Annotated in this window: 21 protein-coding genes and 1 other RNA gene; 13 read left to right on the top strand and 9 right to left on the bottom strand. The window is 64.0% G+C overall.

Going from position 1 to position 23,947, the window contains the following annotated elements; all coding sequences use genetic code 11:
- Positions 1 to 37: 37 nt before the first annotated feature.
- The 6 genes from EN786_RS20225 to EN786_RS20195 form a co-directional block, all read right to left on the bottom strand.
- A complete protein-coding gene (locus EN786_RS20225) occupies positions 38 to 1,666 on the bottom strand; it encodes an ABC transporter ATP-binding protein (protein ID WP_127312062.1) in 1,629 nt (542 codons plus the stop codon).
- Positions 1,663 to 2,802, bottom strand: coding sequence for an ABC transporter permease (locus tag EN786_RS20220; RefSeq protein ID WP_135908759.1), 1,140 nt, complete (start codon positions 2,800 to 2,802; stop codon positions 1,663 to 1,665). The genes EN786_RS20225 and EN786_RS20220 overlap by 4 nt, the downstream gene beginning before the upstream one ends.
- Entirely contained in the window at positions 2,802 to 3,902 is a 1,101-nt protein-coding gene (locus tag EN786_RS20215; protein WP_135908757.1) for a microcin C ABC transporter permease YejB, read from the bottom strand. Before EN786_RS20215 ends, EN786_RS20220 begins: the two co-directional genes overlap by 1 nt.
- A gap of 279 nt (positions 3,903 to 4,181) precedes the next feature.
- Complete coding sequence (locus tag EN786_RS20205) at positions 4,182 to 6,065, bottom strand: extracellular solute-binding protein (RefSeq protein WP_245478451.1); 1,884 nt, start codon at positions 6,063 to 6,065, stop codon at positions 4,182 to 4,184.
- Positions 6,065 to 7,942, bottom strand: coding sequence for an extracellular solute-binding protein (locus EN786_RS20200; protein WP_135908755.1), 1,878 nt, complete (start codon positions 7,940 to 7,942; stop codon positions 6,065 to 6,067). Before EN786_RS20200 ends, EN786_RS20205 begins: the two co-directional genes overlap by 1 nt.
- Positions 7,943 to 8,099: 157 nt before the next feature.
- On the bottom strand, positions 8,100 to 8,744 hold the full coding sequence (locus EN786_RS20195) for a cytochrome c family protein (RefSeq protein ID WP_127310765.1): 645 nt from the start codon (positions 8,742 to 8,744) through the stop codon (positions 8,100 to 8,102).
- Between the two features lie 194 nt (positions 8,745 to 8,938).
- Between EN786_RS20195 and EN786_RS20190 the strand changes: the two genes are divergently transcribed.
- Positions 8,939 to 9,667: a 3-deoxy-manno-octulosonate cytidylyltransferase gene (locus tag EN786_RS20190; RefSeq protein ID WP_135908753.1), complete on the top strand. Its 729-nt coding sequence runs from the start codon at positions 8,939 to 8,941 to the stop codon at positions 9,665 to 9,667.
- A 10-nt stretch (positions 9,668 to 9,677) separates the two neighbouring features.
- Positions 9,678 to 10,541, top strand: coding sequence for a prephenate dehydratase (locus EN786_RS20185; RefSeq protein ID WP_127310766.1), 864 nt, complete (start codon positions 9,678 to 9,680; stop codon positions 10,539 to 10,541).
- A 224-nt stretch (positions 10,542 to 10,765) separates the two neighbouring features.
- Here EN786_RS20185 and EN786_RS20180 read toward each other — a convergent pair whose 3' ends face one another.
- Genes EN786_RS20180 through EN786_RS20170 form a run of 3 tightly spaced genes read right to left on the bottom strand, consistent with a single transcriptional unit; the run spans position 10,766 to position 12,477 of the window.
- Positions 10,766 to 11,068, bottom strand: a complete 303-nt coding sequence (locus EN786_RS20180; RefSeq protein WP_127285625.1) for a Dabb family protein — start codon at positions 11,066 to 11,068, stop codon at positions 10,766 to 10,768.
- A gap of 10 nt (positions 11,069 to 11,078) precedes the next feature.
- A complete protein-coding gene (gene nudC / locus EN786_RS20175; RefSeq protein WP_127310767.1) occupies positions 11,079 to 12,020 on the bottom strand; it encodes an NAD(+) diphosphatase in 942 nt (313 codons plus the stop codon).
- A gap of 37 nt (positions 12,021 to 12,057) precedes the next feature.
- On the bottom strand, positions 12,058 to 12,477 hold the full coding sequence (locus EN786_RS20170) for an HIT family protein (protein ID WP_127285627.1): 420 nt from the start codon (positions 12,475 to 12,477) through the stop codon (positions 12,058 to 12,060).
- 198 nt (positions 12,478 to 12,675) lie between these two features.
- Here EN786_RS20170 and ffs point away from each other — a divergent pair.
- From ffs to EN786_RS20110, 11 genes are all read left to right on the top strand, one after another.
- Positions 12,676 to 12,772, top strand: an RNA gene (gene ffs, locus EN786_RS20165) — signal recognition particle sRNA small type.
- A 106-nt stretch (positions 12,773 to 12,878) separates the two neighbouring features.
- Entirely contained in the window at positions 12,879 to 14,678 is a 1,800-nt protein-coding gene (locus tag EN786_RS20160; RefSeq protein ID WP_127285628.1) for a DNA polymerase III subunit gamma/tau, read from the top strand.
- Between the two features lie 75 nt (positions 14,679 to 14,753).
- A complete protein-coding gene (locus EN786_RS20155) occupies positions 14,754 to 15,077 on the top strand; it encodes a YbaB/EbfC family nucleoid-associated protein (protein ID WP_127310768.1) in 324 nt (107 codons plus the stop codon).
- A gap of 217 nt (positions 15,078 to 15,294) precedes the next feature.
- Positions 15,295 to 16,296, top strand: a complete 1,002-nt coding sequence (locus tag EN786_RS20150) for a cell wall hydrolase (protein WP_127310769.1) — start codon at positions 15,295 to 15,297, stop codon at positions 16,294 to 16,296.
- Positions 16,297 to 16,390: 94 nt separating this feature from the next.
- The gene (gene recR / locus EN786_RS20145) at positions 16,391 to 16,996 is read left to right on the top strand and encodes a recombination mediator RecR (protein WP_040985994.1); all 606 of its coding nucleotides are present in this window, start codon (positions 16,391 to 16,393) and stop codon (positions 16,994 to 16,996) included.
- Between the two features lie 177 nt (positions 16,997 to 17,173).
- Positions 17,174 to 18,451 carry a lytic murein transglycosylase gene (locus tag EN786_RS20135; protein ID WP_135908751.1) on the top strand — a complete coding sequence of 426 codons (1,278 nt, stop codon included), beginning with the start codon at positions 17,174 to 17,176 and terminating at the stop codon, positions 18,449 to 18,451.
- A gap of 259 nt (positions 18,452 to 18,710) precedes the next feature.
- The gene (locus tag EN786_RS20130; protein WP_127286594.1) at positions 18,711 to 20,348 is read left to right on the top strand and encodes an ABC transporter substrate-binding protein; all 1,638 of its coding nucleotides are present in this window, start codon (positions 18,711 to 18,713) and stop codon (positions 20,346 to 20,348) included.
- A gap of 18 nt (positions 20,349 to 20,366) precedes the next feature.
- Entirely contained in the window at positions 20,367 to 21,434 is a 1,068-nt protein-coding gene (locus EN786_RS20125; RefSeq protein ID WP_127286595.1) for an ABC transporter permease, read from the top strand.
- Positions 21,431 to 22,351 carry a nickel transporter permease gene (gene nikC / locus EN786_RS20120; protein WP_127286596.1) on the top strand — a complete coding sequence of 307 codons (921 nt, stop codon included), beginning with the start codon at positions 21,431 to 21,433 and terminating at the stop codon, positions 22,349 to 22,351. Before EN786_RS20125 ends, nikC begins: the two co-directional genes overlap by 4 nt.
- Positions 22,348 to 23,196: an ABC transporter ATP-binding protein gene (locus EN786_RS20115; RefSeq protein WP_127311798.1), complete on the top strand. Its 849-nt coding sequence runs from the start codon at positions 22,348 to 22,350 to the stop codon at positions 23,194 to 23,196. The genes nikC and EN786_RS20115 overlap by 4 nt, the downstream gene beginning before the upstream one ends.
- A complete protein-coding gene (locus EN786_RS20110; RefSeq protein WP_127287122.1) occupies positions 23,193 to 23,939 on the top strand; it encodes an ABC transporter ATP-binding protein in 747 nt (248 codons plus the stop codon). The genes EN786_RS20115 and EN786_RS20110 overlap by 4 nt, the downstream gene beginning before the upstream one ends.
- The last annotated feature ends 8 nt before the right edge of the window (positions 23,940 to 23,947 follow it).

Genomic DNA, 23,947 nt, shown 5'->3' with positions numbered 1-23,947 from the left:
GGATTTTTCTTCCCTGTCATTTCAGCTTTGGCCCTGCCTATTCGCTGACCACGCCGGTCGGCGCCGTCTCGATCCGGAAGGCGGCCGAGATCAGTGCCCGAGTATAGTCGGTTTGCGGGCTGCCAAAAATCTGTTCGGAAGGCCCGGCTTCGACGATCTGGCCATTGCGCATGACGATGACGTCGTTGGCAAGCGCGCGGATGACTTTCAGGTCGTGGCTGATGAACAGATAGGCGAGATCGTGCTTGGCCTGCAGGCTGCGCAGTAGGTCGACGACCTGCGCCTGCACGCTCATGTCGAGCGCCGAGGTCGGCTCGTCCAGCATGACGAAGCGCGGGTTGAGCACCATGGCGCGGGCGATGGCCACGCGCTGGCGCTGGCCGCCGGAGAATTCGTGCGGATAGCGGTTGCGCGTCTCGGGATCGAGCCCGACCTCCTTCAGCACGTCGACGACCTTGTCGTCGCGCTGGTCGGGCGTGAGCTTCGGTTCGTGGATCCTCAGTCCTTCCTCGATGATCTCGGCGATCGACATGCGCGGGCTGAGCGAGCCGAACGGGTCCTGGAAGACGATCTGCAGCTCGCGCCTGAGCGGCCGCATGGCATTGAAGGAGAGCTGGTTGATGTCGCGCCCGTCGAACTGGATGGTTCCGGTCGACGAGATCATCCTGGCCAGCGCCAGTCCAAGCGTCGTCTTGCCCGAGCCGGATTCGCCGACGACGCCGAGGGTCTGGCCGGCCCGCACGGTGACGTCGATCCCGTCCACCGCCTTCACATTGTCGACGGTGCGGCGGAAGAAGCCGCGCTTGATCGGGAACCAGACCTTGATGTCCTTGCCCATCATCACCGCCTTGGCGTCGGCATTCGCCGCCGGCGGCTTGCCTTTCGGCTCGGCCGCCAGCAGGTGCTTGGTATAGGCGTGCTGCGGATTGGCGAAGATGTCCTTGGTCGGGCCGCTGTCGACGATCTTGCCCTTGGTCATCACGCAGACGCGGTCGGCGATCTTCCTGACGATGCCGAGATCATGGGTGATGAACAGCATCGACATGCCCTTGCGGGCCTTGAGCTTCGCAAGCAGCTCGAGGATCTGCGCCTGCACGGTGACGTCGAGCGCCGTCGTCGGCTCGTCGGCGATCAGAAGCTCCGGCTCGTTGGCCAGCGCCATGGCGATCATGACACGCTGGCGCTGGCCGCCGGAAAGCTGGTGCGGATAGGCGTCGAGCCTCTTTTCCGGGTCGCGTATGCCTACCTCGTTGAGCAGTTCCAGCGTGCGCGCTCGAGCCTGCCTGTCGCCGAGCCCCTGGTGCAGCTTCAGCACCTCGACGACCTGCTGCTCGATCGTGTGCAGCGGGTTGAGCGAGGTCATCGGCTCCTGGAAGATCATGGTGATCTTGTTGCCGCGCACGCGCCTCAGCGCTTTCTCGTCCATGGACAACAGGTCGGCGCCCTGGAACAGAATCCGTCCGGACGGGTGGCTGGCCGTCGGGTAGGGCAGGAGCTTCAGCACCGACAGCGCCGAGACCGACTTGCCGGAACCGGACTCGCCGACCAGCGCCACGGTCTCGCCCTTGGCGATGTCGAAGGAAATATGGTCGACGGCAAGCGACTGCTTGCCGCCTTGCGCGAAGGCGACGCTGAAATCGCGGACGGAAAGCAGGGGCTCGCTCATTTGAACGTCTTGCGCGGATCGAAGGCGTCGCGCGTCGCCTCGCCGACGAAAACCAGCAGCGAAAGCATCAGCGAGATGACGATGAAGGCGGAAATGCCGAGCCACGGCGCGTTGAGGTTGCGCTGCGCCTGCTTCAGCATTTCGCCGAGCGAGGCCGAGCCCGGCGGCAGGCCGAAGCCGAGATAGTCGAGCGAGGTCAGCGTCGAGATCGAGCCGGAGAGCAGGAAGGGCAGGAAGGTCAGCGTCGCCACCATGGCGTTGGGCAACAGGTGCCGGAACATGATCGTGCGGTTGGGCACGCCGAGGGCGCGCGCGGCGTTGACATATTCGAAGTTGCGGGCGCGCAGGAACTCGGCCCTGACCACGCCAACCAGCGCCACCCAGGAGAACAAGAGCATCAGGCCGAGCAGGATGAAGAAGCCGGGCGGCAGGATGGCGGCGACGATGAGCAGCAGATAGAGCACCGGGATCGCCGACCAGATCTCGATGAAGCGCTGGAACAGAAGGTCCGTCCAGCCGCCGAAATAGCCCTGCATGGCGCCGGCCGCCACGCCGATCAGCGACGATCCCACAGTCAGGATCAGGCCGAACAGGACGGATATCCTGAAGCCGTAGATCAGCCGCGCCAGCACGTCCCGCGCCTGGTCGTCGGTGCCCAGCCAGTTCCAGTTGCCGACCGAGCAGTTCGGGTCGGCCGCGCCTTGCGGGTATTGGTTGCAGAGCGTCTTCTTGTCGTAGAGCCAGGACGGCTTGGTCGGAGCCGCCTCGGGAATGGCGTTGTTGACCGTCTGGTAGGAGTAGCGAACCGGTGGCCAGATCGTCCAGCCATTGGCGTTGATCTCGTCCTGGATGACCGGGTCGCGATAATCGGTCACGGCATAGAAGCCGCCGAATTTCTCTTCCGGATAGGCGACCAGCACCGGGAACAGGATCTCGCCCTTATAGGAGGCGATGATCGGCTTGTCGTTGGCGATCAACTCGGAAAACAGCGACAGCACGAACAGGATGAGAAAGATCCACAACGACCAGAAGCCGCGCCGGTTCGACTTGAAGTTCTGCAGGCGCCGCTGGTTGAGCGGCGACAGCCAGGGGCGGGCGATGCGGGCGGGCGTCGTTTCGGCAGCGGCTTCCGCCATCAGACGTCCCTCCGCTCGAAATCGATGCGCGGATCGACCCATGTGTAGATGAGGTCGGACAGAAGATTGATGAACAGGCCGAGCAGCGAGAAGATGTAGAGGTTGGCGAACACCACCGGATAGTCGCGGTCGACGACGGACTTGAAGCCGAGCAGGCCGAGCCCGTCGAGCGAGAAGATGTTCTCGATCAACAGCGACCCGGTGAAGAAGGCCGAGATGAAGGCGCCGGGAAAGCCGGCGATGACGATCAGCATGGCGTTGCGGAAGACGTGGCCGTAGAGCACCTTGCGCTCCGACAGGCCCTTGGCGCGCGCCGTCACCACATACTGCTTGCGGATCTCTTCGAGGAACGAGTTCTTGGTCAGCAGCGTCGTCGTGGCGAAGGCTGACAGCACCAGCGCCGTCAGCGGCAAGGTCATGTGCCAGAAATAGTCGACGATCTTGTTCGGCCAGGAGAGCTGATCCCAATTGTCCGAGACGATGCCGCGCAGCGGAAACCAGTCCCAGAACGAGCCGCCGGCAAACAGCACCATCAACAGGATGCCGAACAGGAAGCCGGGAATGGCGTAGCCGACGATAACCACGCCGCTGGTCCAGACGTCGAAGGCCGAGCCGTCCTTGACCGCCTTGCGGATGCCGAGCGGAATCGAGATCAGGTAGGACAGAAGCGTGATCCACAGGCCGATCGAGATCGACACCGGCATCTTTTCCAGGATCAGCTTGAGCACCGAGATGTCGCGGAAATAGCTGTCGCCGAAATCGAAGCGGGCGTAGTTCCACAGCATCATGCCGAAGCGCTCGAGCGGCGGCTTGTCGAAGCCGAACTGCTTTTCCAGCTTCTTGATGAATTCCGGATCGAGCCCTTGCGCGCCGCGATATTTCGAGCTGACGTCGCCGGCGACATCGAAATTGCCGCCACCGCCTCCGGCATCGCCACCGCCGCCGCCGAGCCGATCGGTGCCACCCTGGTTGGTCAGCCTGGCGATGACCTGCTCGACCGGCCCGCCGGGGGCGAACTGGATGACGGCGAAGGAAATCGCCATGATGCCGAACAACGTCGGGATCATCAACAGGATGCGGCGCAGTATGTAGGCGCCCATCAGGCATCGTCCTTCTGGAGTAGGCCCGCCGTACCTGAAAGCGTCGCCAAGGCAGTCGCTTCAGACCAATTGTCGACGCCGGCGCCGCCCCTCATTGTCCTGCCGGACATTTCTCCCCGTATAGAGACGGGGAGAAAGGGGCTGGCCCCAATCTCGGCGCTTTCGCTGCGACGCTTGCGATTGGCGAAACCATTGGTGAAGGCCTCCCTCTCCCCGTTACCATACGGGGAGAGGATGCCGGCAGGCAGGTGAGGGGCGGCGCCAACGCCCGCAAGAAATTCACCCTTTGCCAATCTTTGCCGCCTTGCCCTTGTCGACCCACCACAGCGTCTCGACCGGAAAGCCGAAATCGGGTTTCTGCTCGGGAAAGCCGAACATGTCCCAATAGGCGACGCGGTGATTCGCGAGATAATATGTTGGAATCCAGTCTAGCCGCGCGCGCAAGACCCGGTCGAGCGCCCTCAGCGCCGTGACGAGTTCCGTTCTGGTTTTCGCCTTGCCTGCGGCCACGATCAGCGCGTCGATGGCCTTGCTTTCGGTGCCCGGATAGTTGCGCTGCCCCGGCGTTTTCGCCATTCGGGAATCGTAGAGCATCTCCAATCCATCGGCAGTGGGCGTTGCCCCGATTGACCAATGGAGAAGGTTGAAATCGAAGTCGAAATCACTCTGCCGCTGTTCATATTGTGTCGAATCGACCTGCCGGATCGACGCGTCGATCCCGATAGCCTTCATGTTCTCGGACCATTTGGTCAAGAGACGGACGATGCCATCATCTTCGGCCAGCATTTCCACACGCAGTCGCTCGCCCTTTTCATCGACGACGAAGTCGCCCGTCCGCTTCCAGCCGGCTTCGGTAAGCAGCCTCGAGGCCTTGCCGAGCAGTTTGCGGTCGCGGCCCGAACCGTCGGATACAGGCTGCATGACCGGCTCGCCGAAGGTTTCTGGCGGCAACTCGGCCCGGAACGGTTCCAGCAAGGCCAATTCCTCAGGCGAGGGCAGACCCTCGGCCTTGTAGTCCGAGCGTTCGAAATTCGATTGCGAACGCTCGTAGGAACCGAAAAACAGGGCGCGCTTGGTCCATTCGAAGTCGAAGCAATTGGCGATCGCCAGTCTCACGCGAACATCGCGGAATTGCGAACGGCGCTGGTTCAGCGCGACGGACTGCATGTCGGGTGTCTTCTCGCCGGGAAATTCCCGTTTGACGACCCTGCCGTCCTTGAGCGCCGGAAAATCATAACCGGTTGCCCATACCCGCGAGGTGAACTCCTCGCGAAAATGCGTGTCGCCCTTCTTGAAGGCCTCGAACGCCGCCTGGCGGTCGAGGTAAAAGTCGATGCGGATGCGATCGAAATTGTTGAGACCACGGTTCACGGCGAGATCGCGACCCCAATAGTCGGCGACGCGGTCATACTCGACGCTTTGTCCGGCCACCACGCGTCCCAGTCTGTATGGTCCGGAACTCAGTGGCGGCGTCATCGTCGAGGCATCGAATTGATTGGCGGTGTAAAAGGCCTTGGACACGATCGGCATCGCGACGACCGAGAGGATGTTCTGCGCGGACTGTTCGCCGTTGAAGGTCAAGTCCAGGGTGACGGGATCCGGGGCGATCGCGTCCGTCATGAACCGCAGCGGCTGGGAAAGATTCGGATGGCCGGCCTCCTTGTAGAGCTTCAAGGCGAAGGCTACGTCGGCGGCGGTGAGCGGCGAACCGTCGTGAAAGCGCGCTTGCGGCCGCAGGTTGAAGCGGAAGCCGTTGCGGTCCGGCGACAAGGTGACGGTCTCGGCAAGCAGACCATAGACCGCGTCCGGTTCATCGAGCGCGCTTGTCATCAGCGAATCGAAACAGAGTTCGGTTCGCGGTGGCGAATCCCCCTTCAGCACCAGGGAGTTCAACGTGTTGAACGTCAGGAAACTCTGATTCAGGGTGGCGTTCGGCGTCGCGAAATTCATCTGGCCGCCTTTCGGCGCGTCCGGATTAACGTAGTCGAAATGCGCGAAATCCGGCTTGTATTTCAAGTCGCCGAACGCCGACAGTCCGTGCAGTTTCACGCCCGTCGGAGTGGCGGCGAAGGCGCGGCCGGGTAATAGCGCGGCGGCCGTAGCGGCGGCGCCGAGCGCCAGGACATCGCGGCGGGAGAGCGCCATCGTCGGTTGTCGCCCCATCAATTGCTGCTCTTGTATTTGGCCGCCAGCGCCTTTTCCTTCGCCGGGTCGATCCACCAGGAACTCTGGTCGGCGCCGCTATAGGTCGGCTGCTTTTCCGGGATGCCGAACTTGTTCCAGTAGGCGAGCCACAACACGGCGCGGTAATATTGCGGCACCACATAGAAGTTCCACAGCAGCACCCGGTCGAGCGCGTGGGTGGCGGCGACGAGGTCGTCGCGGTCGGTGGCGAAGATGATGCGGTCGACGAGCGCGTCGACGACCGGATCCTTGATGCCGGCATAGTTGCGCGACCCAGGCTTGTCGGCGGCCTTCGAGCTCCAGAAGTCGCGCTGCTCGTTGCCGGGCGATTCCGACTGCCCGAGCTGACCTATGATGACGTCGTAATCGAAATTGTTGACGCGGTTGACATACTGGGTCTGGTCGATGATGCGCAGCGTCGCATCGACACCGATCTTACGCAGATTGGCGATCCAGGGACTGGCGATGACCTGGTCGGTATCGTTCCAGCCGAGGATCTCGAATTTGAACGGCGCGCCGGTCTTGGCGTTCACCATCTTGCCGCTCTTGATGACCCAGCCGGCCTTGGCGAACAGCTCGACCGCCTGCTTCAGATATTTCCGCTCGGCCTGAGGGGTATCGTAGACCGGCAGCTTGAATTCCTGCGTGAAGAGCTCGGGCGGCAGCTTGTCGCGGTACTTTTCCAGGATTTCCAGCTCCTTGCCCTGCGGCAGGCCGCTGGATGCCAGTTCCGTGCCCTGGAAATAGCTCTGCGTGCGGGTGTTGAAACCATAGAAAAGCGTGCGGTTCATCGTCTCGAAATCGAACGGATAGGTCAGTCCCTCGCGCACCAGGCGATCCCCAAACAGGGGACGTCGCTGGTTCAGCATGAAGGCCTGCATCGGCTCGGGAGAGGTGGTCTTGAATTCCTGTTTGATGACGTCGCCGGCCTGGATCGCCGGGAAATTATAGAACGTCTTCCAGCGCTTTGAGCTGTTTTCCGGCTTGATGTCGTCAAGTCCGCCCTTGGTGAAGGCCTGCCAGGCGGAATTGTCATCGAGAATATAGGTGAAGCGCTGCGTGTCGAAATTCTCGCGGCCGATCTTCACCGGCAGCTTGGCGGCCCAATAGTCCGGCACGCGCTGCCAGACGATTTCCGAACCCGGCTTGAAGCTGGCGATCTTGTAGGCGGCGGAGCCGAGCGGCGGTTCCAGCGTCGGTCTGGTGACATCGCGCTTCTTGCCGTTGGCGTCGGTGCCTTCCCACCAGTGCTTCGGCAGCACGGCGAGGTCGCCGATGATCTTCGGCAGCTCGCGATTGCCCTTCTGGTTGAAATGGAACTCGACCTCGCGGTCCGAGATGGCGACGGCGTCGGTAACGTTCTCGAAATAGCGGCTGTATTGCGGGCTGTTGGCCTTCAGCACCTGGAAGGACCAGATCACGTCGTCGGTGGTGATTGGCTGGCCGTCGTGCCATTTGGCCCTCGGGTCCAGCCGGTAGGTCGCCGAGGAATAGTCGGCCGGATATTTGTAGGCGTCCGCGATCAGCGGATGGCTGGTGCTGCCTTCGTCGGTCGACTGCTCCATCAGCGTGTCGTAGAGCAGCCCGCCACCGAAGCCGACCAGCCCCGCGGCCGGCGAGCCCTGCACGATGTAGGGGTTGAAGCTGTCGAAGGTGCCGAGAACGACGGAATTGTAGGTGCCGCCCTTCGGCGCGTCCGGATTGACGTAGTCGTAGTGCTGGAAGTTGTCGCCGTATTTGGAGTCGCCGATCAGCGAGGAGGTGGTGCGCCATTCATCCGCGAAGCCGGCCTGCAGGCTGCCGGCAAGGGCGGCCGCGATCAGTGCGGATTTGAGAACAGTTCGGCCAACCGTCATGCGTTCTCCTCTAGCGAACAATCCCCACCGGCAATCTAGATCATTTGACGACCGTGAAAACCGCAATGCGCAGGCTTTGTCGCCACACATGCGGTTTTCCTAACAGAAAAGCCGGGACGAACCCGGCTTTTCTGAGGATGTCTTTATGACAAATTGTTTATTGAGCGGGTGCCGCCGGCTTGGCGGGGGCTGCGCCCTCGGCCGGCTTGGCCGGCGCGGCACCTTCAGCAGGCTTGGCTTCGGCCGCAGCGCCCGGCGCCGGCAACGGCTTGGGGCTGTCCGACAGCGTGCGCAGATAGGCGATCACGTTGGCACGGTCCTCGTCCTTCGGCAGGCCGGCAAAACCCATCGCCGTGCCCTTCACGAACTTCTTCGGCGAAGTGATGAAGTGGTTGAGGTTGTCGTAGGTCCACTTCTCGGCGCCGCCCTTGGAAAAATCCTTCATGCCGGCCGAATAGGCGAAGCCCTCATGCTCGGCGACGGGACGGTCGACGATGTCCCAGAGATCGGGGCCGACCTTGTTCGGGCCGCCCTTCTCGCCGGAATGGCAGGCCTGGCATTTCTTGAACACGGCCGCGCCCGCCTCGACATTGGCGGTGGCGAGCAGGTCGGCGATCGGCTTGGCTTCAGCGGCCGGGGCGGCCGGGCCGCCTTCGGCGGGCTCTGCCGCCTCAATGGCGAAGCCGGGCTTCTCGGGTGCGGGCGAGGCAAACAGCGCGTCGGACACGATGCCGACCGAAAAGACGACGAAGACGGTGCCAAGGAGACCGGCGAGCAGCTTGTTGACTTCGTTGGAATCCATACGCCCCTTGCTCCCTTTTCCGGCGGACCGATCCGTCCACTCCGTCCGTCGGTATCCCGAACCGACCTCTCAGGCCGGTCAAATCGGGCGGAAACTAGGTCTTTTGCTCCGGCGTTGCAACACCTATAAGGGCGCTTCCAGTGAGACCTTTTGCCACTTTCGCCAGCCCCCTTTTCCAACGTCCCGTCGCACCGATGTCCACGCTCATCCTTATCCCGGCCCGCATGGCCTCGACCCGCCTGCCGGGCAAGCCGCTGGCCGACATTTCTGGCGTGCCGATGATCGTCCATGTCGCCCGTCGCGGCGCCGAGGCCGGGCTTGGCCGGGTCGTGGTGGCGACAGACACCGAGGCGGTGGCGGAAGCGGTGCTCGCGCACGGCTTTGAGGCCGTGATGACGCGTGACGATCACCAGTCCGGCTCCGACCGCATTTTCGAGGCGCTGAATGCGCTCGATCCGGAGAAAAAGGTCGAAACCATCGTCAACGTGCAGGGCGACCTGCCGACCATCGATCCCCAGATCATCGGCGCGTCGCTGAAGCCGCTCGAGGATAAATCGGTCGACATCGCCACGCTCGGCGTCGAGATCGTCCGCGACGAGGAGAAGACCAATCCGAACGTCGTCAAGATCGTCGGTTCGCCGCTGTCTGCGACACGGCTCAGGGCGCTCTATTTCACCCGCGCCACCGCGCCCTGGGGCGAGGGGCCGCTCTATCACCATATCGGCCTCTACGCCTATCGGCGAGCCGCGCTCGAGCGCTTCGTCGCGCTGAAGCCGTCGCCGCTGGAACGACGCGAGCGGCTGGAACAGCTGCGGGCGCTGGAGGCCGGCATGCGCATCGATGCCGAGATCGTGCAGTCCGTGCCGCTCGGCGTCGACACGCCCGACGACCTGGAGCGCGCCAGGGAAATCCTTTCAAACTGAGATATTGGGCATGCCTGAAAAGACCAACAGAATATCCTTCCAGGGCGAGCCGGGCGCCAATTCCGATACCGCCTGCCGCAACATGTTCCCGTCGATGGAGCCGTTGCCGTGCCCGACCTTCGAGGATGCCTTCAACGCGGTCGAGACCGGCAAGGCCGAGCTCGCCATGATCCCGATCGAGAACACGATTGCCGGGCGCGTCGCCGACATCCATCACCTGCTGCCGGAATCGAAGCTGCACATCGTCGGCGAATATTTCCTGCCGATCCATTTCCAGCTGATGGTGCTGCCGGGGGTGAAGCGCGAAGAGATCAAGACCGTGCACAGCCACATTCATGCGCTCGGCCAGTGCCGCAAATACATCCGCAAGAACGGCTGGAAGCCGGTGGTCGCCGGCGACACGGCCGGCTCGGCGAAGATGGTCTCCGAGGTCAAGGATCGCACCATGGCGGCGCTGGCGCCGGCACTCGCCGCCGAGCTTTACGGCCTCGACATCATCGAGAAGAACGTCGAGGACACCGACTCCAACGTCACCCGCTTCGTCGTTTTGACCAAGAACAAGCAGTGGGCCGAGCGGCCGTCTGCCGATGCCAAGATGATGACCACCTTCATCTTCCGCGTCCGCAACGTGCCGGCCGCGCTCTACAAGGCGATGGGTGGCTTCGCCACCAACGGCATCAACATGACCAAGCTGGAGAGCTACCAGCTCGGCGCCTTCACCGCGACGCTGTTCTACGCCGACATCGAGGGCCATCCGGACGATCCGCTGGTCAAGCTGGCGCTCGACGAGCTGCGCTTCTTCTCGCGCGAGATGCGCATCCTCGGCGTCTATCCGGCAAGCGCGTCGCGCGAGCAGTGGAAGGTCGCGGATTAGCTGGCTGCACCTGCGAGGTTAGGCGAGACGCTTATGCTTCGTCATCCACGGGCGAAGCAAGGAGCGAAGCGACGCGCGCCGACCCGAGCATCCATGCCGTTACCGTCGAGCGCCGCCCACGTTGCAGAATTCTGCTCCGCTGTGCCCTTGGTGCGTCGCTTCGCCTGGGATGACGACCTCATGAAGGTCCGGGCCAATCTCAGACGTTGGCGCTCGATCCAATCTCAGCCAAAGCCAAGCGGCACATAATCGATTTCGAGAAATTTCTCGACCTCGGGCACCCAGCGGTCGCGGACGAAGGCGACATGGTCGGGGTGTTCGTTGTAGCGGGTGTAGGCCGCCTGGTCGGCGAACTCCATCGAGAAGCCGAACTGGTAGTCGTTCTTCGGGCTCACCTGCCGCAACTGCTCGAAATGCGTGACGCCCTTGATCCCGGTGAGGATCTTTTTGGCGTCGTGCAGGAAGCGCTTCGTTTCCAGCGACTGCAAGGGATGCTTCAGCGTGAACACAACGGTGTGACGGATCATTCTTCTGCTCCTATTCGCTGTCGACCCAGGCGCGGATGAGGTGATGCGCGATGGCCCCCTTGGGCGGCGTGATCAAGCCATCGGCATGCGTCCTGTCGAGCATCAGGCGCACCTCGTCGCGCGAGAACCAGCGGCAGTCCTCCAGCTCGTTGAGATCGGCCTGGATGTCGTCGTTGAGCGGCTCGCCGAAGCAGCCGATCATCAGCGAATAGGGGAACGGCCACGGTTGGCTGGCGTGATAGACGACGCGGCCGAGCCGGATGCCGGCCTCCTCCAGCGTTTCGCGGCGCACCGCCGCCTCGATCGTTTCGCCGGGCTCGATGAAGCCGGCAAGTGCTGAATACATGCCGGGCCCAAAATGCCGGCCGCGCCCGAGCAGGCATTTGTCCGCCGTCACCGTCAGCATGATCGCCACCGGGTCGGTGCGCGGGAAGTGATCGGTGCCGCAGGCCGGGCAGTGCCGCCTGTAGCCGCCGGCGCGCATTTCCGAACGGTTGCCGCATTTCGAGCAGAAGGCGTGGCTGGCATGCCAGGCAAGAAGAGCCGCCCCTTGCGCCAGCGCGCCGGCCGCCACCTCGTCGATCAGGCCCTGCATATAGACGGAGCGGTAGTCGATCGCTTTGACGGTCTCGGGAAGCTCTTCCGGCTCGATGCCCGCCGGCACCGCCAGCACCGGGCCGGCGTCGGAAAAGCCGAGCAGCACACCCTGGTCGAGCGCGACCTTGAACGGCTGGCTTTCCGGTGCCGCGAACCAGGGGTCGAAGTTGTCGGCGTCGAGTTTCAGGTAGAGCCGGCCGCCATGCATCAAGAGAAGCCGCGTCGCGGCATCGGCGAGCGCCTGTTCGACGGAGTCGTCGGCGCGCGTCTCCGACTGCCGGTCGATCGTGTTGCCGGCGAAGCCGACGAATTGGCTCGGCTCCCGCAAGGGCGCGTCAAACAGGCGGAAGGTCATGGGGACTCAGGGCTTCGGGGATGGACACGAGGTCAGCTTATAGCGCCGCCTTGATCGTTTCGGCAAACCGCCGGATCTCGGAACTGCTGTAGGGCTCGCGCAGGCCATGCCCCCAGACCGGCCCTGGCCAGGCCGCATCGCCCTCCGAACGGGCGATGACATGGATGTGCAGCTGGCGCACGATGTTGCCCAGCGCGCCGGTATTGATCTTGGTGCAGCCTGTCGCCTTCTTCAGCGCTTGCGCCACCATGTTGGTCTCGAAGGTCAGCATCGCCTGGTCGAGCGGCGTCAGGTCATGGATTTCCTCCACGCCCGGCCGCTGCGGCACCAGGATGAGCCATGGCCAGCGGCAATCGTTCATCAGCCTGAGTTCGCACAGGCCGAGCCACATCAGCTGCTCGCTGTCCGCCTCCAGCCTGGCGTCGAGCGTGAATCCGGCCTTGAGGCCCGGCAGCATTGGCGTTTCCTTCACTTTTGTGGGCATTGCAGCGTCTTTTGAGCCATGAACGCTAGAGCGGCTGCAATGGGGCTGCAAGCGAATCATTGGCCGATATTGCGGATTTGAAGGTCTTGCTGCCCCGCGGCACATCCGGTTTGGGCTGCTCAATCAGGTCTGCCCTTGCATTTCATCGCCGAATTGCCGATATGGAGCGCGGGAGGTTGGTGGTGGACGATCCACTCGCCAACCGGGTCAGGTCCGGAAGGAAGCAGCCCTAACGAGCCCGGAACGGGTCATTGTTCCAGCCTCCCGCCTCTTCGCCTTTCTCTCGCGACATTGACGGCGCCAAGCCGTGCGGGCGAAACTATGCGCAGGTATCGGACCGCCTTCCGTCGTGGTCCTGGGAGCTTTGACGGCGAATGAGCGAAGCCGGAAACTTGGGGACGGATAAGGCAGGCGCCTATCGGGTTCTGGCGCGCAAATACCGCCCCTCGAATTTCTCGGAGCTGATCGGCCAGGAGCCGATGGTCCGCACGCTGACCAACGCCTTCGCCTCCGGGCGCATCGCCCAGGCCTGGATGCTGACCGGTGTGCGCGGTGTCGGCAAGACGACCACGGCGCGCATTCTGGCGCGAGCGTTGAACTACAAGACCGCCACCGTCGACCAGCCTTCGGTCGATCTGTCGATCCCAGGCGAGCATTGCCAGGCGATCATGGAGGGCCGCCATGTCGACGTCATCGAGATGGATGCCGCCTCGCACACCGGCATCGACGATATCAGGGACATCATCGAGCGCGTGCGCTACGCGCCGGTCTCGGCCCGCTACAAGGTCTACATCATCGACGAAGTGCACATGCTCTCCACCCAGGCCTTCAACGGCCTGCTGAAGACGCTGGAAGAGCCGCCGCCGCACGTCAAATTCATCTTCGCCACCACCGAGATCCGCAAGGTGCCGATCACGGTCCTGTCGCGCTGCCAGCGCTTTGATCTGAGGCGCATCGATGCCGGCGCGCTGGTCGCGCATCTGTCGGCGATCGCCGCCAAGGAGGGCATTTCGGTCGACGACGACGCGCTGGCGATGATCGCGCGCGCTGCCGAAGGCTCGGCGCGCGATTCGCTCTCCATCCTCGATCAGGCGATCGCCCATGGCAGCGGCACGGTCAGCGCCGAGGCCGTGCGCGCCATGCTCGGCCTCGCCGACCGCGCCCGCATCGTCGACCTGTTCGAGCATGTCATGAAGGGCGACGTCGCGGCGGCCCTGGCCGAATTCCGCGCCCAGTACGACACCGGCGCTGATCCGGCCGCGGTGCTCACCGACCTTGCCGAATTCAACCACCTCGTCACCAGGCTGCGCTTCGTGCCGACGGCTGCCGACGATGCCTCGCTCTCCGAGGATGAGCGCCGGCGCGGCGGCGATTTCGCCAGCGCCCTGTCGGTGCGCGTGCTGTCCAGGACATGGCAGATGCTGCTGAAGGGCATCCCCGAAGTGCAGTCCTCCAACCGGCCGGTGAGCGCCGCCGAGATGGTACTGATCCGCCTCGCCCATGCCGCCGACCTGCCGACACTGGACGAGGCGCTGAAATCGCTGGAGGGCGCTTCGCCGGTTCCGAATGGCGCGCCGCGCGCCAACGGGGCGCCGGCAAGCCCCGGCAATGGGGGCGCCAGCGCTGTGGCGCAGGCGCGCATGTCGTCCGCCGGAGGCGGCGCGCAGACGATGCGGCTGGTGGAGGCGCAGCCCGTGCCCGCGGCCTTTGTCGCGGCGCCGGAACCGGTCGTCGAAACGCCTGCTGTGCCGGTGAAGTCCTTGGCCGACATTGCCGCCCTTGCCGATGCCAATCGCGACATCGCCTTCAAGGTGTTGATCAAGCGCTGCGTGCGGCCGGTGCGCATCGAGCCCGGCCGCCTCGACGTCAGCCTGACCGAAGATGCGCCGAAGATGCTGCTCAACGACCTGACCGCCAAGTTGCGTGCCTGGACCGGCCGCAACTGGCTGGTCTCGCTGTCGAAGGAAGATGGCGGGCAGACGCTGGCTGAGATGGAAACGACGAAGCGCGAGATCGCCTTCCTTGATGCGAAGAGCGACCCGACGGTCGCCGCCATCCTCGCCCGCTTCCCTGGCGCCAAGATCATCGATGTGCGCATTCCGGACGTGCCGGAAGTGGAAGAGGCCGAGGCCGACCTGGCGGTCGATCCGGCGGCGGATGACGACGAAATCTAGAGCATGATCCCGAAAAGTGGGAACCGGTTTTCGGACAAGATCATGCTCCAACAATGAACTGAAGAGGACATTTGGATGAAGGATCTTCTCGGCCTGATGGGCAAGGCGAAGGAAATGCAGGCCAAGTTCCAGGCCATGCAGGATGAGATCGCCACGCTCGAAGCCACCGGGCAGGCGGGCGGCGGCCTGGTTAGCGTGACGCTGACCGGCAAGTTCGAGATGAAGGTGCTGAAGATCGATCCGTCGCTGCTCAAGGAGGATGAGGCCGAGATCGTCGAGGACCTCATTCTCGCCGCCCACAATGACGCCAAAAATAAGGTCGAGCAGGTCATGCAGGAAAAGACCAAGGCGCTCACGGCAGGCTTGCCGATCCCGCCCGGAATGAAATTGCCGTTCTGAGCCGGCTGCCTCCAGTTAATTGATTATGAACGGAAATCGGACGCCGGGGCAGTTGTTAAGACATTCCCCGGCTTTGTTCACGCGGTCGTTTCCAGCCATTCATAAAGTTTTACCTATGCTGCACGAATGCTAATCCTTTAGCCATCTTTTTGCCTTTAAGAGTCTCATTCTTGCCACATCTCGGGGCGGGCTGGCATCTGGAAATGAGGCTTTTTTGTTGATCGCGACGCGATGGAAGACGCCGCTGCTGTTCCTCGGCATCGTCACTTCCCCCTTGCTTCTGGCCGGCTGCAGCCAGACCACTTCGCACGGCATGTCGGTGGCCAAGCTGACCGATGCCATCACGCCGAGTTTCCTGAGCTCGCGCTCCTACGGCGCCACCCCCAAGGACAGGGAATGCCTTCAAAGGGCGATGTTCTTCGAATCCAACCGGTCGAGCCGCGACGGCATGATCGCCGTCGGCACGGTCGTCATGAACCGGCTGCGCTCGGGTCAGCACGGCAGCACGATCTGCGAGGTCGTCGGCGAGCGGGGCCAGTTTGCCCCCGGCGTGATGACGCGGCCGATGAATTCGAGGGCGATGCCCGATGTCGAGGAGGCCGCCGACGCCGTGCTCAAGGGCGAGCGCAACGCCAAGCTGAAGAACACCATGTTCTTCCACACCGCCGGCCTGCGCTTCCCTTACAAGAACATGCACTACACGATGGTCGCCGGCGGCAACGCCTTCTACGAGAAGCGCGGCCGCAACTGGCAGCCGCTGCCGGACGAGCCGATGGTCGCCATGGCCTCGGCCACGCCAAGGCAGCCGGCGCCTGCCACCGCCCCAGTCCTGGTCGCGTCCGCCGAGCCGCTGGTCAAGACGATTGTCCGTCCGGATCCGGCCAAGCAGGCCTTGATGACCGCTGCCGTGGAGCCCGCGTCGGCGGCCAGGACGGCAACGAACCGAGCCGGTGCTGCCGAGCAAACCTATGTGACCGCCGCCATCGCGCCTGCGGCGAAGGCGGGCCGCGTCGCGGCGAAACCGGTTGTGGTGGCGATGCAGGAGCCGATGGCGGAGCCGGATGCTTCGCGTTTCGGCGGCGCCCTGAACAACCGCTACATCACCTCGGTGCCGAGCGCGCCGCGGGAAGCCGCGATGGGTTTCCAGTCGACGCCCGAGAACACCGATGCCATCGGCGCGATGATCGTCAGCCAGAGCCGGCCGCTCGAAGCCTACTGATCTGACCGGCAATCGATGGTCCGCCTGGCAGCATGGCGGATCATTCCCGCTGGTGCATGTTCCAAACCGCTCTGAAAAATCCTAGATCAGTGCGATGTCGAAACGAATCGCCGGTCCAGAGATCGAACGCCTGATCCAGCTCCTGGCCAAGGTGCCGGGGTTGGGGCCGCGTTCGGCCAGGCGCGCCGCGCTCCATCTGATCAAGAAGAAGGAGCAGCTGCTTGAGCCTCTCGCCGCTGCCATGGGCGAGGCGGTCGACAAGGTGCGCATCTGCTCGACCTGCGGCAATGTCGACACCTCCGACCCCTGCATGATCTGCACCGATCCGCGCCGCGATGCCGGCACGCTGATCGTCGTCGAGGACGTCTCGGACCTCTGGGCGCTGGAGCGCGCGGCGGCGATGAATGTGCGCTACCACGTGCTCGGCGGCACGCTGTCGCCGCTCGACGGCATCGGCCCCGATCAGCTCAACATCCGCTCGCTGGTCGACCGCGTCGCCGGCGGCGAGGTCAAGGAGGTGATCCTCGCCGTCAACGCCACGGTCGAAGGCCAGACCACGGCGCACTACCTGACCGACCAGCTCTCCGGCTTCGAGGTCAAGGTGACAAGGCTCGCGCATGGCGTTCCGGTCGGCGGCGAGCTCGACTATCTCGACGAAGGCACGCTGGCCGCCGCGCTGCGGTCAAGGACAGCGTTTTGAGGGCTTCAACGAGGAGGTAGCCTGGAAATGACAGCATTCCTTCGCGCCCCCCTCTGTCCTGCCGGACATCTCCCCCACAAGGGGGGAGATTGGCAGCTTCGCTCGCGGCGTTCTTCCTTCAGCGTTGGCGATTGGCGAAAGCCAAGGCGACGGCCAATCTCCCCCCAAGTGGGGGAGATGTCCGGCAGGACAGAGGGGGGCGCGACAGAACGCAAGCATTCAAAACTGGCTGCGCTTTCCCTCTTCGCGGCTCTGTTCATTTTGCTCCTCACCCTGCCCGCCTCCGCCGCTTCCGTCGACGACCAGTTTCGCTCCTGGCTGCAGAGCGACCTCTGGCCGGAAGCCAAGGCCAAGGGCATCTCCAGGAAAACCTTCGACGAGGCCTTCATCGGCGTGAAGCCGAACCTGAAGCTGCCCGACCTCGTCATGCCCGGCGAGAAGCCGACGACGCCCGAGAAGCAGCACCAGGCCGAGTTCGGGCCGCCCGGCGCCTATTTCGCCGAGAAGACCGTTCGCGCCGTCACCGCCGGCGGACGGACCCGCGAGGGCGCCAATGCGAGGGTGCTGGGGCTGATCGAGAAACGCTACGGCGCGCCGGGCGAGGTGCTTCTGGCGATCTGGGGCCGCGAGACCGGCTTCGGCGCGGCCAAGATGCCCTATGACGCCTTCGAGGTGCTGGGCACCAAGGCCTTCATGTCGACCAAGAAGGATTTCTTCCGCACCGAGGTGCTGGCGGCATTGGAGATCGTCGAGCGCGGGCTGGCGCCGGTCAACGCGATGAAATCGTCCTGGGCCGGCGCGCTCGGCCAGCCGCAATTCATGCCGACCTCCTTCCTCAAGCATGCCGTCGATTTCGACGGCGACGGCCGGCCCGACATCTGGAATTCGACGCCGGATGTGCTGGCCTCGATCGCCAACTATCTCGTCCACTATGGCTGGGTGAGGGGCCGCGGCTGGGGAACCGAGGTGATCGTGCCTGCCAAAGTATCCTGCTCGCTCGAAGGACCCGACCAAGGCAAGAAGATTGCCGACTGGGTGGCGATGGGCATCAGGCGCGCCGACAACAAGGCGTTCCAGGCAAGCGAGCTCAAGGCCGAGGGCTTTCTTCTGATGCCGGCCGGCCGCAGCGGACCGGCTTTCATTGTCACGCCGAATTTCTATGTGCTCAAGCAATACAACACCAGCGACCTCTACGCGCTGTTCATCGGTCATGCCGCCGACCGCATCGCCAGGGGGGATGCCACCTTTACCGCAAACTGGGGGCCGGTCGGCGACCTCCACCGCTCCGACATCGCCGCCCTGCAGAGGTCGCTGGAGGCCAAGGGCTACGACGTCGGCAGCGCCGATGGCCTGCCAGGCTTCAAGACGCGCCGCTCGATCGGCGACTGGCAGGCAAAGAACGGTCGCGCCGCCACCTGCTTCCCCGACGCCGCCCTGGTCGCTGCGCTGAAGTAACGGCGAAAAATAGCAAATTGTCCTCGATCGGCGGCGCCCATTGGCCGGCCCATGCCTCGCCTCGCAATGGCTCGTTCTGGTCCAATACGTTGCCTAGCAAATGCGCGTTGCCGGCTTCGGGGTCGCCGGATATGGTGTTGACCAACTGGACAAAAAACACGACGGTAGCGGCTCGATACGCGCGCGACCTCGAAAAGAATTCTGCAATCCTGAGCCGGGAACTCAGGTCGACAAATCAACAAAACAGGGAACGACCACCATGATGCTGGAAAAGTTTGCTCTTCGCTCTCGTGCCTTGCTTGCGGGCGCGGCGTTGTCCGCTCTGCTCGCAGCACCCGCCTTCGCGGTCACGCCGGCCGACACGCTGGTCGAGGGCTTCGCCATCGACGACATCATCTCCATGGATCCGGGCGAGGCGTTCGAACTGTCGACCGCCGAGGTCACCGGCAACACCTATGACCTCCTGGTCCGCCTCGACCTTAGCGACACCTCCAAGGTCAAGGGCGATCTGGCCGAGAGCTGGAGCGTCTCGGACGACGGCCTGACCTACACCTTCAAACTCAAGCCCGGCATGAAGTTCGCCTCCGGCAACCCGATCACTGCTGCCGACGTCGCCTATTCCTTCGAGCGCGCCATCAAGCTGGACAAGAGCCCGGCCTTCATCATCAACCAGTTCGGCATCAGCGGCGACAATGTCGCCGAGAAGGCCAAGGCCGTCGACGACACCACATTCCAGTTCGTCGTCGACAAGGCCTATGCGCCGAGCTTCGTCCTGAACTGCCTGTCCGCAACGGTCGCGTCGGTGGTCGATGCCAAGCTGGTCAAGGAACATGTCGCGGCGGTCACGCCGAGCGCCGACTACAAATGGGACAATGATTTCGGCAATGCCTGGCTGAAGACCGGCTATGCCGGCTCCGGCCAATTCACACTGCGCGAATGGCGCGCCAATGAGGCCGTCGTTCTGGAGCGCAACGACAACTACAATGGCGAGAAGGCCAAGCTCGCCCGCGTTATCTATCGCAACATGAAGGAAAGCTCGGCGCAGCGCCTCGCGTTGGAGGCCGGCGACATCGACGTTGCCCGCAACCTCGAGCCGAACGACCTCGACGCCATCGCCAAGAACGCCGATCTCACCACCACCAGCGCGCCCAAGGGCACGGTCTATTATATCAGCCTCAACCAGAAGAACCCGAACCTCGCCAAGCCAGAAGTCCGCCAGGCGTTCAAATACCTGGTCGACTATGATGCGCTGAGCTCGACCATCCTCAAGGGCATCGGCGAGATCCACCAGTCCTTCCTGCCCAAGGGCGACCTCGGCGCCGTCGATGACAATCCCTTCAAGCTCGACGTCGCCAAGGCCAAGGAACTGCTGACCAAGGCCGGTCTGCCTGACGGCTTCAGCGTGACCATGGATGTGCGCGTCGGCCAGCCGACCACCGGCATGGCGGAATCGATCCAGCAGACGCTCGGCCAGGCCGGCATCAAGCTGGAGATCATCCCCGGCGACGGCAAGCAGACGCTGACCAAGTACCGCGCCCGCAACCACGACATCTATATCGGCAACTGGGGCCAGGACTATTTCGATCCGAACTCCAACGCCCAGACCTTTGCGTCGAACCCGGACAACTCCGACTCCGCCAAGATCAAGACGCTGGCCTGGCGCAACGCCTGGGACATTCCGGACCTGACCAAGCAGACCGAGGCGGCCTTGCTTGAGAAGGATTCCGCCAAGCGTGCCGCGCTCTACGAGGACCTGCAGAAGAAGATCCTCGACACCAGCCCCTTCGTCGTCATCCACCAGCAACTCGAGGTGGCCGGCCTGCGCAAGAACCTGAAGGGCTTCGCGCTTGGCCCGAGCTTCGACACCAATTTCGTCGGGGTGGTCTCGAAGGAATAGCCTCGTCGGACCGCGCGCGTGAGCGTGGCTGAAAACCAGGCGACGGCGGGGCGTGGCAGCGCCCCTGCCGTGGCCGTTCTATCGTCGATCGGCCGCTTCCTGGTCATCGCGGTGACGACCTATCTCGGTCTTCTTGCGGTTACCTTCTTCATCGGCCGCGTCATTCCGATCGATCCGGTTCTGGCCGTGCTCGGCGACCGGGCTCCCACCGCCGTCGTCGAGCGCACGCGTCGCGAGATGGGCCTCGATTTGCCGTTGATCGAGCAGTTCTTCATCTATGTCAAAAGCGCCCTCAGCGGCGATTTCGGCACCTCGGTGCTGACCACAAATCCGGTGATGTCCGACATTCGCCGCGTCTTCCCGGCGACCATCGAACTGGCGACGCTGGGCACGATCATCGGCGCCGTCATCGGCGTGCCGCTCGGCGTACTGGCCGCGGTGAAGCGGGGCAGTCTCATCGACCAGATCGTGCGTATTATCGGACTGATCGGCTATTCCGTGCCGATCTTCTGGCTGGGACTGCTCGGCCTCGTCCTGTTCTACGCCAAGCTGCAATGGGTGGCCTTTCCTGCGCGGCTCGACGTCGTCTACGAATACACCTTCACGCCGATCACCGGCTTCTACCTCCTCGACGCGGCGATGCAGGGGCAATGGGATGTCTTCTACGACGCCTTCCGCCACATCATCCTGCCGGCCTCGCTGCTCGGCTATTTCGCGCTCGCCTATATTAGCCGCATGACCCGCTCCTTCATGCTGAACGAGATGGCGCAGGAATATATCGTCGCTGCGCGCGCCAAGGGCCTGTCGGAAACGCGCATCATCTGGGGCCATGCGCTGCGCAACGCAGCGGTTCCGATGGTCACGGTGATCGCGCTTTCCTATGCCAGCCTGCTCGAAGGCTCGGTGCTGACCGAGACCGTGTTCTCCTGGCCGGGCATCGGCCTCTACATCACCAATTCGCTGCAAAACGCCGACATGAATGCGGTGCTCGGCGGCACCATCATCATCGGCTCGGTCTTCATCGGCATCAATCTTCTTTCCGACCTGCTCTACCGCGTGCTCGATCCGAGGACCAAGACTGCATGAGCGCCGAGATCATCCAGAGCCGTCGCGAATGGCTGCTCAGCGACCGGCCGGCCTCGCGCATGCAGGCAAGGCTCGGCCGCGCCTATGTGGCGTGGCGGCGCTTCTCCGCCAACCGGCTGGCGGTTCTCGGCCTGCTGATCATCATCGCCCTGCTGGTGCTCGCCGCCTTCGCCGACGTGCTGGCGCCCTATTCGCCGACCGTCGGCGACCTCAAGAATGCGCGCCTGCTGCCGCCCGGCGCCGCGCACTGGTTCGGCACCGACGACCTCGGTCGCGATATCTACTCGCGCATCGTCTACGGCTCGCGCTGGACACTCTATGTGGTGATCCTCGTCGCCGTCATCGCCGCGCCGATCGGCCTTCTGGTCGGCACGGTCGCCGGCTACGCCGGCGGCTGGACCGACGCCGTCCTGATGCGCATCACCGACATCTTCCTCGCCTTCCCGAAACTGGTGCTGGCGCTGGCCTTCGTCGCCGCGCTTGGCCCCGGCATCGAGAACGCCGTGCTGGCGATCGCCATCACCTCCTGGCCGCCTTACGCCCGCATCGCGCGCGCCGAGACGCTGACCGTGCGCAATTCGGATTTCATCAAGGCGGTGCAACTGATGGGCGCCTCGCCGTTCCGCATCGTGCTGCGCCACATCATGCCGCTCTGTATCTCCTCGCTGATCATCCGGGTGACGCTCGACATGGCCGGCATCATCCTGACTGCCGCCGGTCTCGGCTTCCTCGGCCTCGGCGCGCAGCCGCCGCTGCCCGAATGGGGCGCGATGATCGCGTCCGGCCGGCGCTTCATCCTCGACCAGTGGTGGGTGGCCGCCGCACCGGGTGCCGCCATCCTCATTGTCAGCCTCGGCTTCAACCTGCTCGGCGACGGCCTGCGCGACGCGCTCGATCCGAGGAGCGGCGACCAATGAGCGCGCAGTCAAAGGGGCCACTCCTCGACGTCGACGATTTGCGGGTCACCTTCCCGACCCGCACCGGCCTGGTCCAGGCGGTGCGCGGCGTCACCTTCTCGCTCGGCCGCGAGCGGCTGGGCATCGTCGGCGAAAGCGGTTCCGGCAAATCGCAGACCGGCCGCGCCATCATGGGCCTGACCGCGCCGCAGGCCGAGGTCTCGGCCAAGAAGCTCAGCTTTGACGGCATCGACCTGCTCTCCATACCGTCGCGCCAGCGCCGGGCGCTGCGCGGCAACCGCATCGCCATGATCCTGCAGGATCCGAAATATTCGCTCGACCCGGTGATGAGCATCGGCCGCCAGATCGTTGAGACGCTGCGCACGCACGAGCGCGTCTCAAAGGCAGAAGCGCGCGAGCGGGCGCTGGCCATGCTGGAGGCGGTGCAGATCCGCGATCCCCGGCGCGTCTTCGACCTCCACCCGCACGAGGTCTCGGGCGGCATGGGTCAGCGCGCCATGATCGCCATGATGCTGATTGCCGGGCCGGAACTGATGATCGCCGACGAGCCGACCTCGGCGCTCGACGTCACCGTGCAGCTCGACGTGCTGAACATCCTCGACAGGCTGGTCGCCGAGCGCGGCATGGGCCTGATCTTCATCTCGCATGATCTGCGCCTGGTCTCGTCCTTCTGTGACCGGGTGATCGTCATGTATGCCGGCAAGGTGGTCGAGCAGCTCAAGGCTTCAGAGCTGCGCGACGCCCGGCATCCCTATACGCGCGGCCTGCTCAACTGCATGCCGAGGATCGGCTTCGAGCGCCATCCGCTGCCGGTGCTCGACCGCAAGCCGGAGTGGGCTGCATGACCGCGGCGCTTTCCGTCGACGGAGTGGAAGTGATCTTCGATCGCTTTCGCGCGCTGAAGGGCGTCAGCCTCGAGGTCAGGGAAGGCGAGTCCTACGGGCTGGTCGGCGAGAGCGGCTCCGGCAAATCGACGCTTCTGAGGGCAATCGCCGGCCTGGCGCCGATCGCCTCCGGCAGCATCACCGTCAACGGCAAGACCCTGGGCAAGAAGCGTGACAAGGCCTTCTACCGAGAGGTGCAGATGGTCTTCCAGGATCCGTATGGCTCGCTGCATCCGCGCCAGACGGTCGACCGCCTGCTGCAGGAGCCGCTCGCCATCCACGGCTTTGCCGACGGCGAGAAGCGTATCGAACGCGCGCTGGACGAGGTCGGCCTCGGCAATGGTTTCCGCTTCCGCTACGCGCACCAGCTCTCCGGCGGCCAGCGCCAGCGCGTCGCCATCGCCCGCGCGCTGATCCTCGAGCCCTCGATCCTGCTGCTCGACGAGCCGACCTCGGCGCTCGACGCCTCGGTTCAGGCGGAGGTGCTGAACCTGCTCGAAGAGGTGCGGCGACGGCGCAAGCTGACCTTCCTGATGGTCAGCCACGACCTCGCCATCATCACCCATATGTGCGAGCGGCTGATGGTCATGCAGAACGGCGATGCAGTGGAGACGCTGACCGCGAGCCAGTTGATCGGCCACCGGGTCAGCGAGGACTATACGCGCAACCTGTTGAGGGCGAGTGAGGGGTTTGTGAGGGCGTAGCTTTCTGT

The sequence above is a fragment of the Mesorhizobium sp. M4B.F.Ca.ET.143.01.1.1 genome, from assembly GCF_004792275.1.
GTDB classification, from domain to species: Bacteria; Pseudomonadota; Alphaproteobacteria; order Rhizobiales; family Rhizobiaceae; genus Mesorhizobium; species Mesorhizobium abyssinicae.
This window is presented reverse-complemented; position numbering and strand designations above follow the sequence as displayed.